The organism is Natronospira proteinivora (assembly GCF_024170465.1).
Lineage (GTDB): Bacteria > Pseudomonadota > Gammaproteobacteria > Natronospirales > Natronospiraceae > Natronospira > Natronospira proteinivora.
In genome coordinates, this window is sequence record NZ_JALJYF010000002.1 from 1,093,819 (window position 1) to 1,105,941 (window position 12,123).

At 58.6% G+C, this 12,123-nt stretch carries 8 protein-coding genes; 2 read left to right on the forward strand and 6 right to left on the reverse strand.

The features are described from left to right. Window positions 1–3: 3 nt before the first annotated feature. Complete coding sequence (locus tag J2T60_RS11975; protein WP_253450528.1) at window positions 4–1,197, forward strand: DcaP family trimeric outer membrane transporter; 1,194 nt, start codon at window positions 4–6, stop codon at window positions 1,195–1,197. Here the strand turns inward: J2T60_RS11975 and J2T60_RS11980 are convergent, their stop codons facing one another. Genes J2T60_RS11980 through J2T60_RS11995 form a run of 4 tightly spaced genes read right to left on the reverse strand, consistent with a single transcriptional unit; the run spans window position 1,198 to window position 5,716 of the window. Beyond that, entirely contained in the window at window positions 1,198–1,851 is a 654-nt protein-coding gene (locus tag J2T60_RS11980) for a 3'-5' exonuclease (protein ID WP_253450531.1), read from the reverse strand. A gap of 19 nt (window positions 1,852–1,870) precedes the next feature. Continuing rightward, the gene (locus J2T60_RS11985) at window positions 1,871–3,712 is read right to left on the reverse strand and encodes a DUF294 nucleotidyltransferase-like domain-containing protein (RefSeq protein WP_253450534.1); all 1,842 of its coding nucleotides are present in this window, start codon (window positions 3,710–3,712) and stop codon (window positions 1,871–1,873) included. A gap of 27 nt (window positions 3,713–3,739) precedes the next feature. After that, a complete protein-coding gene (locus J2T60_RS11990; RefSeq protein ID WP_253450537.1) occupies window positions 3,740–5,446 on the reverse strand; it encodes a sodium:solute symporter family protein in 1,707 nt (568 codons plus the stop codon). Window positions 5,447–5,449: 3 nt separating this feature from the next. Next, the gene (locus J2T60_RS11995; RefSeq protein ID WP_253450540.1) at window positions 5,450–5,716 is read right to left on the reverse strand and encodes a DUF4212 domain-containing protein; all 267 of its coding nucleotides are present in this window, start codon (window positions 5,714–5,716) and stop codon (window positions 5,450–5,452) included. A gap of 212 nt (window positions 5,717–5,928) precedes the next feature. Between J2T60_RS11995 and J2T60_RS12000 the strand changes: the two genes are divergently transcribed. Next, window positions 5,929–9,378, forward strand: a complete 3,450-nt coding sequence (locus J2T60_RS12000) for a hybrid sensor histidine kinase/response regulator (protein WP_253450543.1) — start codon at window positions 5,929–5,931, stop codon at window positions 9,376–9,378. A gap of 6 nt (window positions 9,379–9,384) precedes the next feature. Here the strand turns inward: J2T60_RS12000 and J2T60_RS12005 are convergent, their stop codons facing one another. Together J2T60_RS12005 and acs are read right to left on the reverse strand one after the other, a co-directional pair. Then, the gene (locus J2T60_RS12005) at window positions 9,385–10,035 is read right to left on the reverse strand and encodes a response regulator transcription factor (RefSeq protein ID WP_253450546.1); all 651 of its coding nucleotides are present in this window, start codon (window positions 10,033–10,035) and stop codon (window positions 9,385–9,387) included. A gap of 16 nt (window positions 10,036–10,051) precedes the next feature. Continuing rightward, window positions 10,052–12,031, reverse strand: coding sequence for an acetate--CoA ligase (acs, locus tag J2T60_RS12010; RefSeq protein WP_253450549.1), 1,980 nt, complete (start codon window positions 12,029–12,031; stop codon window positions 10,052–10,054). Window positions 12,032–12,123: the final 92 nt, after the last annotated feature.

The following is a 12,123-nucleotide window of genomic DNA, read 5'->3' on the forward strand; positions in this document are numbered from 1 at the left end:
GTCATGCCTTCGGTTCGTTCTGCGAGTTATTCCCTGTTGTGCCTGCTATTCCTGGCTGGATGGCATTCCCCCCTGCTTGCTGCTGACGATGAAGCCACGCTTCATTTGGCCAATGCTCATCAGCTGAGCTATGGCGGCTATCTCAAACTGGATGTGATTGCCAGTCGTTATAGCGAAGGTCGCCTGCCTGCCCGCAGTGTAGGGCGCGATTTCTATGTGCCGGCAACCATTCCGGTGGGGGGTGAGAGTGCCGGTGTGGACACTGACATGCATATCAAGGAAACCCGCTTCTGGCTGGCCACCGATTCCCAGCGGGCCGATGGTCCGTCAGTGGCGACCTATCTGGAGTTCGACTTTACCTCCGGGGCACCGGGGGGTGATGAGCGGATCAGCAATGCCTATAGTCCCGGCATCCGCCATGCCTATGCCACCACCGGCAATTGGCTGATCGGCCAGACCTGGACGAGTTTCTTCAAGGTGGAGGCCTTGGCCGAGAACCTGGATTTCATTGGTCCGACTGAAGGGACGGTCTTTGTCCGCCAGCCGCAGATTCGATATCAGAATGGCCCCTGGCAGTTTTCCATGGAGAACCCCGAAACCACGGTCACGCCCCATGAAGGCGGAGATCGTCTGGTAACCGATACCGGCGTATTTCCGGATATGGTGGCCCGCTACAATCATTCCGCCGACTGGGGCAGTCTCAGCCTATCGGCCTTGCTGCGGGACCTGGCCATTGATACGGACGGTGAGCGGGAACGCCAAGCGGCATGGGGGGTCTCTGTAGGGAGTCGAGTGACCCTCTCCGGGGACAATGACCTGCGTTTCATGGCCAGCCATGGTGATGGCATCGGCCGCTATTTGGGTTTGAATGCCAGTAATGATGCGGTACTGGATGCACAAGGCCGTTTGCAGACTATTCCCGTCTCGGCGGCCTTTCTATCCTATCGTCACCACTGGCATCAGGATTGGCGAAGCAATCTGACCCTTTCCGGCCAATGGATCGACAACGACACGGACCTCACCGGTGCTGATAACAATATCAGCCGCCGAGTCGCCAGCCTGAACATCAATCTGATCCATAATCTGGCGGAAGACCTTTTTGCGGGGGTGGAATATAGTCACGCCCGCCGGACGCTTGAAACGGGGGAGCGCGGCAGCATGGACCGCCTGCAATTCTCCATCCGATACGACTTCTGATCAGGCCAGGAAGCGGCAACCGGCTCGATGCACCAGGCTGGCCGCCGATGTGGGTTGCCCGGCACTGATCTTCCAGGCCTGTGCCAGGAAAAGCTCGGCACAGGCAATGGCATCGCTCAGGGCATGGTGGGCGTCCATGGCCGGCAGGGCATACCGTTCCCGGCAGTGGGCCAGGGCCAGCGTCCCCGGTGCCAGGGCCAACAGGCCTTCTCCCTGTCGCATGAGGCGGCTGCGTTCCAGACCGAGGGTGTCCAGCACCGCCAGCGGTTTGAGTTCTATACCCAGGCGGCTGGCCGCCAAGCGGAGAAAGCGCCAGTCAAACCGTGCGTTGTGAGCCACCAGCACCCGGCCTTCCAGGGCCTTGGCGAACTGGCGAATGACTTTCTCAAGGGATTCCCCATTAGCCACTGCCTTCTGCTGCAGGCCGTGAATAACCGCACTTTGATTCAGACCCTGCTCGCTTTCCAGGACATGATAGGCCGACTGGCCCAGGGGCAGACCATCAGCGGTCAGCGGGACCCAACCCAAAGACAGGATGTGGTCTCGCTCCGGCGACATGCCGTTGCTCTCCAGGTCCACCGACAGATATTCCAGCTGCCGCCAATCCAACCGCAGCTGCCGGTATTGTTGCCACATTCGTTTCAGTATGCGCATGCCAGCCTGCCTCCCCGGTCTAGTAGCCGGAACGGAATTTGAATGCCAGGGTTTGTTGGGCCGATTTGATGATCCGGAAAGCCGCCTTGAGTTGTCGGCGCTCCAGGGTGTTGAGACGGGCGGGTACCAGGGTGTTGGGCTCGCCAGGCACGGTCTTTTCATCGATCTGTGCCTGCAAACGCAGGTTGATCAGCAGATGCCAGGCCTCGCGAAGATCCTGGGCATCACTTCGGTTGATTTCCCCTTGCTCGCCCAGGGTGTCCAGTCTCAGAGGTGTTCGTGGTTCTGTAAGACCGGCCTGTAGGCTGTGGATGCGGACAATGTCATTCAGCACGGCGATGCCATTGCGTTTGATATCAATGCCGTGCAATCCCTGATGACTGCGAGTCCGCAGGCGGTCAAACAATCCCAGGGGAATGGGCAGTTCGCCGATGCGCTGAGCCATATGTGCCAGGAAAATCTGGTTGCGACCCAGACGGGCGACCGCTTCCCGGTGCTCCTGATAAATCATCTTTTCACCAGCGATCATCCGGCTATCAAAGAAGATCATGCTCTGCATGACCCCCTTTGGGGTTGGCTCATTGGTCCAGCTACGGAAGCGGGCAGTCCACTCCGACAGGCCAAGACGCCATTCCGGATTGCGTGCCATCACCTCGCCTGGACAGAGCCGGATACCGCATTCCGCCAGCCCGGAACAGACTGTATCGGCCAGTCCGGCAAACCAGGGTGCTGCGTCGTCCGGCGCACCATCCGCGATGATCAGACCGTTATCCTGATCGGAATGCAGGTTCTGATCTTCCCGGGCCTGGGAGCCAAAGGCGACCCAGGCATAATCCGCCGGCGCAGGGCCGGCCTTGTCGATCCACAGCTCAATCAGGCGACGGGTCATGGTGTCCGTGAGCGAAGCCAGTAACTGGCTGGTCTTGTCGGCATCCTCCGTGCGCCGGGCAAAGTTGCGGACATGCGCCGGAATATCTCCGGCCTCATGAACCAGGCTGGCTCGATCCGCGGCCTTGTGCAGCCGATTGATCAATAACACCGGCTCACTTTGCTGCTGACGCATCAGGTCGCTGCTGGTTACCAGCCCGACAAGTCGGCCCTGCTCATCCAGCACCGGCAGATGGTGGATGTTGTCCCGGCTCATCAGATTGAGTGCATCAAAGACCGATTGGCGGTGGCCGATGGTGCTTGGGTCCCGGCTCATGACGGTATGGATGGGCTGTGATGGTGACAGGCCTGTTGCCACCACACGGTTACGCAGATCACGGTCGGTGAGGATGCCTTCCAGCCGCTCATCATCCAGTACCGGCAGACTGGAAACACCGGCAGACGCCATACGTTCAGCCGCCGTACGGATGCTTTCTTCGCCATGGGCGGAGATGGGAGGGCGAGCCAGAATGTCCTTGATCGCTCGTTCCGCCCAGTCCGTCTGCTGGTTTGAGTAGCGTCCGAGCCGGATCAGTCCACCCTGCTCCTTGTCCCGAAAATAGGACGCGAAATCGGGATGAGACTGGACTAGGCGTTGAAAGTGATCAGCGGACAAGCGGTAGACAATGCCATCCTGGATCACAGAAACCCGGGGTCCACCCTCAAACTCAGGCTCCAGGCAGTCGTCACCAAAAAGATCCCCGCCTTCCAGACGTTCAATGGCTTCTCCCCGGTGATCCAGGCGGTCCAGGGTGGCTGAGCGCACCAGATAGAGGGCAGCCGGTTTCTGCCGAATCAAGGCGTCCCGGTTGTCCTCACAGATATATAGACTCTCCAGGTGAGGAATCACCCCTTCCCGGACTGCCTCGGGTAGCCCGTCAAAGGGGTGAAGCTCGGCCAGAAAGGCCCTCAGGTCCTTGAGGTCTGCGCTCATCGTCTATACCTCTCCAGCAATTGATCATCATTCATGGGTCGCCGCACCCGCACCCTGGGGAAAGCGAATGGACTCCACCATGGCCTGAATATCTTCTGGCGCGTCCTTGGTAAAACGAAGCACCGTGAGAGCGACGGCAAAGTTGATCATCATCCCAACGCTCCCGATACCTTCAGGAGAAATACCAAACAGCCAATTCTCTTCGCTACTGGCAGCCGGATTGATGAACTTGAAGTAGATGATGTAGCTCAGGGTGAAGACAATGCCGGCCAGCATGCCGGCTACTGCCCCGTGACTGTTCATGCGCTTGTAGAAAATTCCCATGATGATGGCGGGGAAGAAGCTCGCTGCCGCCAGCCCGAAGGCAAATGCCACCACTTCAGCCACAAAACCCGGTGGATTGATACCAAAATAGCCGGCTATCGCCACCGCAACCCCCGCTGCCAGCCGGGCGAACAAGAGCTCGCGGCGGTCGCTGATATTGGGCATCAAGTTGCGCTTGAGCAGGTCATGGGAGACGGCAGAGGAGATCACCAGCAACAGGCCTGCCGAGGTGGACAGGGCCGCAGCCACGCCCCCGGCCGCCAGCAAGGCCACCACCCAGGCCGGCAGGCTGGCCATTTCGGGACTGGCAAGCACCACGATGTCTCGGTCAATGTCCATCTCATTGCGTTCATCGTTGGAGAAGAACATACGGCCATCGCCATCCTTGTCATTCCACTCCACCAGGCCAGTGGACTCCCAGCTCTCATACCATTGCGGGGCCTCTTCAGCAGCCACACCCTCCATCTCGGGGCCATTGATGGTGTCGAAGATATTCACCTTGGCAAAGGCAGCAATGGCCGGTGCCGTGGTATAGACAATGGCAATGAAAAGCAGAGCCCAGCCAGCGGACCGTCGAGCATCCCGCACCTTTGGGACCGTGAAAAAGCGAATAATCACATGGGGCAGGCCGGCCGTACCGACCATCAATGCCAGGGTAATGGCCATGATATCCAGATTATTCCGGATGCCCTCGGTGTACTTGTGAAAGCCAAGCTCCGTAGTGAGTCCATCCAGGCGGTCCAGCAAAAACTGTCCCGAACCGTCCGCCATGGTGGCGCCAAAGCCAAGCTGTGGGAGGAAATGGCCGGTCATCTGGATGGAAACAAAGACGGCCGGTACAGTATAGGCGAACACCAGGACACAGTATTGAGCAACCTGGGTGTAGGTAATGCCCTTCATGCCCCCCAGCAGGGTGTAGAAAAAGACCATGGCCATGCCGATGATTACGCCCAGGGTGATGTCCACCTCCAGGAACCGGCTGAACACCACACCTACCCCCCGCATCTGTCCGGCGATGTAGACAAAGGACACAATGATGGCGCAGAAAACAGCGACCGTGCGGGCGGTCTGGGAGTAGTAACGGTCACCAATGAAGTCCGGAACCGTGAATTTCCCGAATTTGCGCAAATACGGCGCCAGGCACAAAGCCAGCAGTACGAAGCCACCGGTCCAGCCCATCAGATAGACAGACCCATCGTAGCCCATGAAGGCGATAATGCCGGCCATGGAAATGAAGGAGGCCGCCGACATCCAATCGGCTGCCGTGGCCATGCCGTTGGCCACCGGGTGCACGCCACCCCCGGCCACATAGAAATCATTGGTGGAACCGGCCCGAGACCAGATGGCGATTCCGATATAAAGGGCAAAAGTGGCGCCGACGATAATGAAAGTGAGTGTTTGAATATCCATGAATTACTCCTCGTCCACGCCGTATTTTTTATCCAGGCGATTCATTCGCCAGGTGTAAATGAAGATCAAGCAGATAAAGGTATAGATGGAGCCCTGTTGGGCGAACCAGAAGCCCAATTTGAAACCAAAGAACTGGATCTGATTGAGAAAGTCGGCGAAGACAATGCCGGCTCCATAGGAAACCGCAGCCCAGACTGTCAGTAGGGTCAGCATCAGACGAAGGTTTTCCTTCCAGTACGCCTGTGCATGTTTTTCCGATTCGAATGCCATCAGTCACTCCCGTGGATGGATAAATCCGGCACAAATGTGGAATATGGATTCAAACTAGCGTCTGAAAGCGGATCCAGGTATACGACCTTGGTCGCAGCAGCCTTAACCAGCCGGCACACCCGGGTTTTTCTGGTTACGACTTTGGTCTAAGTCTTGCCTGTAGAAGGGTGTGCTAGAGTCAGGCGCATCGCCCGGTGCCGACTGGAGAGTCCATGACGCTGCTGCTCATCATGGCCGCTTTGGCCTATATTGCCTTGCTATTCCTGGTGGCCGCCTGGGGTGAGCGCTCAGGCTCTCTCGGCCAGCATTTAAGTCGTGGCCCCTGGGTTTATGGCCTGGCGATTGCGATCTATTGCACGTCCTGGACCTACTATGGCGCCGTGGAGAATGCCTCTCAGCAAGGCTGGGCCTTTCTGCCGATCCTGCTCGGTCCCATGCTGCTTTTTCTCCTGGGTCTACCCCTGTTGCAGAAACTGGTGTCGGTAAGCCGTCGCCAGAATGTCAACTCCATTGCCGATTTCATTGCTTCCCGCTACGGCAAGCGCCACAGCCTGGCCCTGGTGGTCACCTTGATTGCCGCCGCTGCAATCATTCCCTATGTGGCCTTGCAGCTTAAAGCCCTGGCCATCAGTTTCACGGCGGCAACCGGCGAACCGATTCTGGGTACGGAGGAATCACGATTTGAGCTGGTGGTGGCGCTGCTCATGGCGGCCTTTGCCATCTTCTTTGGTACCCGGCGAGTGGATGTGACCCAGCATCGTGGCGGCATGATGCTGGCCATTGCCTTTGAGTCCACACTCAAGCTCACGGCCCTGCTGCTGGCGGCCGCTTTCGCTTTTTGGCTGTTCATGGACGCCGGACGGGGCTCCGATTCCGGGCCCGTGGTGGACGCGGCAATATGGTCACCGGCCCAGAGCCTGGGCTGGCCTTTCCTGGCTCAGATGTTCATGGCCGCTGGTGCCATTATCTGTCTGCCACGCCAGTTCCATGTGATGGTGGTGGACAATGTGGACAGTCGACATCTTGTCACCGCCCGCTGGCTTTTTCCCCTATACCTGGCCTTGACCGCGCTGGCCATCGCCGTCCTGGGTCTGCTTGGGCCCGCCCTGCTGCCCGATGCCCGTGACATGACTACCGTTGCCCTTCAGCTGCCCCTTGAGCAGGGGCAGACCTGGTTGATGTTGCTGGTGTATCTGGGGGGCATCTCTGCTGCCACGGCCATGGTCATTGTGGCCACCATTACCTTGTCCACCATGATCAGCAATGATGTGATCATGCCCATGCTGCTCAAGCGTGGCAGTCGCCGCATGCCCAGAGCGCATCGTTTCTATCAGCGTCTGTTGTTGATTCGCCGCCTGGCCATTGTGGGCATCTTGCTTCTGGCTTGGCTTTGCTACCACCTCTGGGCTGCCCAGATGGATTTGGTCAGCATCGGTCTGTTGGCCTTTTCCCTGGTCTTGCTCCTGTTTCCGGCGGTCATTGGTGGCATCTATTGGCAGCGGGGCCATGCCCATGGTGTCTATGCCGGGCTGGCGGTTGGGGTTCTGGTCTGGGTTCTTGCCGTGGCATGGCCCCTGGTTCAGGGCAGCAATGATCCCACCGAGGTGATTACCGCAGGCACCATGCTCAGCATCCTGCTCAATGGCGTGGCTTACGTCCTGGTTTCTCGACGTCGTGTCCCTTCATTGACGGATCGGGTTCAGGCGACGGCCTTTGTCCAGGCCCATGATCTGACGGAGAAGGATCCTGCCATTGACGGTCGTGGTTTGCGAAATGAGGACCTTCAACTGCTCCTGATTACCTTCCTTGGTGGCGAGCGAGCCGATGAGCTACTGCAAATGCATGAGCGCAGCCATGGCCGTCGCTTGCGGCCCGGGGAGCAGGCCAGTACCGCCTTTGTGGATTTTGTGGAGCGGGCCATTGCCGGGGTACTTGGCGCTGCCACCGCCCGCTCTCTGATCCGGGCGGCCCTGACCGATGAAAACCTCAAGCTGGAACAGGTGGTCAGCTTTTTTGATGACACAACCCAGGCACTGCAGAACCAGCAGTCGATTCTCTTCAATTCCCTGGAAAACCTTCAGCATGGCATCAGCGTGGTGGATGCCGAGCTGCGGTTGGTGGCATGGAACAAGGCCTATCTGGATCTCTTTGATTATCCACCGGACCTGGTCCAGCCCGGACGCCATATTTCAGAGCTGATCCGCTTTAATGCCGAAAGGGGAGAGTGCGGTCCCGGTGATCTGGACGAACTGGTGAATCGCCGGCTTCAGCATATGCAGGACGGCTCGCCCCATCGCTTCATCCGGCGTCGTTCGGATGGACGGGTCATTGAAATGGTCGGCAATCCACTGCCCAATGGCGGCTTTGTGACCAGCTTCTCCGATGTCACCGAACATATTGAAACCCAACAGGCCCTGGAAGAGGCCAATATTGATCTCAAGGCGCGTATTGATACCCGCAGTGAGCAGGTTCGTGATATCAACCGTGAGCTCACCGAGGAGATTGAGCGTCGTCGGGAGACGGAGCAGGCACTACAACAGGCCAAGGCCGAGGCGGAAGAAGCCAATGCCTCGAAAACCCGCTTTTTGGCACTGGCCAGCCACGACATTCTCCAACCCCTGAATGCCGCCAAGCTGTATCTCTCGGCGGTGGATCAGTCCGGCATGTCAGAAGATAATCATCGCTTGCTGTCTCGCCTGGACACCGCGCTGGGCTCAACCGAGGATTTGCTCTCCACGCTATTGGCTATTGCCAAGATGGAGCAGGGCGCCATGCGTCCGAATTTTCGCCATGTGCGTTTACCTTCGGTGCTTGAGCCCCTGATCCAGGAATACGGCGCAATGGCAGAGAATAAGGGATTGATACTTCGCACCCGGCTCAAGGATTGCGTGGTACATACCGATCCCCTGTATCTGCGCCGGATTGTTCAGAATTTTCTTTCCAATGCGGTGAAATATACCCAGACAGGGGGCGTGTTGCTGGGCGTTCGTCAGCGGGGTGAGACGATTCGCGTGTCCGTATGGGATACCGGGCCGGGTATTGCCCAGGCCCAGCACCAGCGGGTTTTCGACGCCTTTATTCGGCTGAATGAGGATGGGGAGAGTGGAGTGGGTCTGGGTCTCAGTGTGGCCCAGCGTATGGGTGAGCAGCTGGACTCCGGGATTTACCTTCGTTCCCGGCAGGGCCGGGGTAGCCAATTTGCCGTGGACCTGCCACAGGGGGATGAAACGCAGGTCAGCCGGAGCCATCGTCTGGCTGATGTGGATCAGCCTGGACCCTCATTGACGGTGCTGTGCGTAGATGACGACGGGGAAAACCTCACTGCCTTGCAGGCACTGCTGGAACGCTGGGGCTGCAAGGTGGAGTGTTTTCTGACTGCCAAGGAAGCATTGGCCCATGCCGAGACCCAGACCGAGCCCCATCAAGTTCCGGACTTGCTGCTGCTGGATTATCAGCTGGGGGCAGGGATGAATGGTCTGGCCCTGGCTGAGGCTCTGCGCTCTGTCTGGGGGCCGGTGCCGGTGGCAATCGTGACCGCCATGCGGGATGCGGATCTCAAACAGCGGTGCCAGAAGACCGGGGCCCAGTTGCTGGCCAAGCCGGTCAAACCGGCCCGGCTAAGGGCTTTGATCAATTATGCGGGAAGCAAGCGAGTCCGTTGACGGCGTCTATAGTGAGTCATCCGTGCGTAGCTGGAGTTTCTCGGCCAGCAGCACGGCCTGGGTCCGGTTGTTGATACCCAGCTTTCGAAAGATCGCCGTTATATGGGCTTTGACGGTGGCTTCGGTAATGTCCAGTTGATAGGCAATCTGCTTGTTGAGCAAGCCTTCATGCATAAGGAGCATGACCCGGTGCTGCTGAGGCGTGAGTTCCGCCACTCGGCGTGCCAGGTCATGGTCTTCCTCGGAGAGCCCCTGAAGCTGACCACGAACGGATTCCGGTACCCAGCTGTCACCCGACAGGGCATGCTCCACAGCCTGGGCGATGTCGGCTGAAGACAGGGATTTTGGGATGAAACCAAGGGCCCCGAAACCCATGCAGCGGGCAATGATGGCCGGTTCCTCGCTACCGGAAATGATCACCACGGGCAGCAGGGGGAAATCTTCCCGGATCCGGATCAGCCCATACAAATCCCCACTGCCCGGCATGCGAAGATCCAGCAACAGCAGGTCAATCTCGTCATCGCTATTCAGTACCTGCAGGGTGCTTTCCAGGCTGTCGGATTCCAGCAGACTCACGGAATCCAGACGACCTGAAAGCGCACCTTGCAAGGCTTCCCGGAATAGTGGGTGATCGTCGGCGATCAGGATTTTGCTCATCGGCTACCCGTTGACATCAACTCATCAGATGCTTGTGCTCCTGGATGAGTGACTCTACCACGGCCGGGTCAGCCAGGGTGGAGGTGTCCCCGAGCTGATCATACTCGGCGGCGGCAATCTTTCTGAGAATCCGGCGCATGATCTTCCCGGAGCGGGTCTTGGGCAGGCCATCGGCCCACTGGATCACATCCGGTGTCGCAATGGGGCTCAACTCCTTTCGCACCTGATCCTTGAGTACCCGACGGAGTTGATCCGAACCTTGGCCGGCATCCTCACTCAGGGTGACATAGACATAGATGCCCTGGCCCTTGATGTCATGGGGATACCCCACAACCGCCGCTTCAGCCACCGCCGCATGAGCCACCAGGGCGGATTCGATTTCCGCCGTGCCCAAGCGGTGGCCTGATACATTAAGCACATCATCCACCCGTCCGGTGATCCACCAGTGACCGTCTTCGTCACGCCGTGCGCCATCGCCCGGGAAATAGCAGCCTGGATAGGCACTAAAATAGGTTTCGGCAAAGCGCTGATGATTGCCCCACAGGGTGCGCGCCTGCCCTGGCCAGCTGCGCTTGATGACCAGATTGCCTTCCAGCGCTTGTCCGCTGGGGGCTTCGGCCGTCAGTTCCCGTCCGGACTGATCCATCAGGGCAGGTTCCACACCGAAGAATGGCAGCATGGCCGAGCCAGGTTTGAGATCCGGGGTGGAAGGCAAGGGGCTGATCAACACCCCTCCCGTTTCGGTCTGCCACCAGGTATCTACGATAGGACAGTCTCCACAACCAATTTCATCGTGATACCACTGCCAGGCTTCCGGGTTGATGGGCTCACCCACGCTGCCCAGCAACCGTAGGGATTTTCGCTCACTGGCTTCAGTCGCCTGACTTCCCTTGGCCATGAGGGCGCGAACCAGAGTCGGGGCGGTATAGAGGATGGAAACCTGGTGTTTGTCGATGATCTCGCCAATACGTCCGGCATCCGGCCAGGTCGGTACGCCCTCGAACATGACCGTCGTGGCGCCATTGGCCAAGGGACCATAGACGATGTAACTGTGGCCGGTGATCCAGCCCACATCGGCCGCGCACCAGTAAACATCATCCTCTTGCAGGTCGAAGATCACTTCATGGCTCAGCGATGCATGAACCAGGTAGCCACCAGTGGTGTGCAACACCCCTTTCGGTTTACCCGTTGAACCGGAGGTGTAGAGGATGAAAAGTGGATCCTCAGCGCTCATTTCCTCGGCCGGACAGTCATCGCTCACATCCCGCGTCAGATTGGACCAGGAAACATCTCGGGCACCGTGCCAGTCCAGCGTCCGATCTCCCGTCTCAAGTACAACGACTGTCTCCAGTGAGCTGCAGTCATTATCAGCCAGGGCCTTGTCCACATTACCTTTGAGTGCCACGCCCTGACCACCACGTCGACTCTCATCCGCGGTAATGATGGCCTTGGCCTGGCAGTCCTGAATCCGGTCGGCGATGGCCTGCGGTGAGAACCCGCCGAAAATCACGGTATGGATGGCCCCGATGCGAGCGCAGGCCAGCATGGCCACCGCCGCTTCCGGCACCATGGGCATGTAAATGGCCACTCGATCACCCTTGCCAATGCCCCGTTGCTTCAAGCCATTGGCAAAGCGACAAACCGCCGTATGCAGGTCCCGATAACTGAGTCTGCGGGTGGGCAGGCTTGGGTCATCCGGTTCCCAAAGGATGGCGGTCTTGTCAGCTCGTTGCTTGAGGTGTCTATCCAGGCAGTTATAGGCGGCATTCAGGCTGCCATCTTCATACCAGGCAATCCTGGGGTTCTCCGCATTGAAATCACATTGTTCAATACGGGTATAGGGCTGAAACCAGTGCAGCCGCCGACCCTGTTCCCGCCAGAATCCTTCCGGATCCTCCATGGACCAGCGATACAGTGATTGATAGGCCTCGAAACTGAGGCCCGCTTGGGCAGGTTCCGCCAACCGGGTGGCGGCCTGGGTGCTCACGGTCGACATGATCAGGCTCCATTGAGTCGAATGGTTTGCCTACCGTTGTACGAGGGGAATGCATCCCGGCCAATTAGACCATGGTCGCAAAGTGCCCAAAA

What these genes read in the sequence shown, in the direction of transcription:
- J2T60_RS11975 (WP_253450528.1), top strand. Translation starts at nt 4, where the DNA reads ATGCCTTCGGTTCGTTCTGCGAGTTATTCCCTGTTGTGCCTGCTATTC.
- J2T60_RS11980 (WP_253450531.1), bottom strand. Translation starts at nt 1,851, where the DNA reads ATGCGCATACTGAAACGAATGTGGCAACAATACCGGCAGCTGCGGTTG.
- J2T60_RS11985 (WP_253450534.1), bottom strand. Translation starts at nt 3,712, where the DNA reads ATGAGCGCAGACCTCAAGGACCTGAGGGCCTTTCTGGCCGAGCTTCAC.
- J2T60_RS11990 (WP_253450537.1), bottom strand. Translation starts at nt 5,446, where the DNA reads ATGGATATTCAAACACTCACTTTCATTATCGTCGGCGCCACTTTTGCC.
- J2T60_RS11995 (WP_253450540.1), bottom strand. Translation starts at nt 5,716, where the DNA reads ATGGCATTCGAATCGGAAAAACATGCACAGGCGTACTGGAAGGAAAAC.
- J2T60_RS12000 (WP_253450543.1), top strand. Translation starts at nt 5,929, where the DNA reads ATGACGCTGCTGCTCATCATGGCCGCTTTGGCCTATATTGCCTTGCTA.
- J2T60_RS12005 (WP_253450546.1), bottom strand. Translation starts at nt 10,035, where the DNA reads ATGAGCAAAATCCTGATCGCCGACGATCACCCACTATTCCGGGAAGCC.
- acs (WP_253450549.1), bottom strand. Translation starts at nt 12,031, where the DNA reads ATGTCGACCGTGAGCACCCAGGCCGCCACCCGGTTGGCGGAACCTGCC.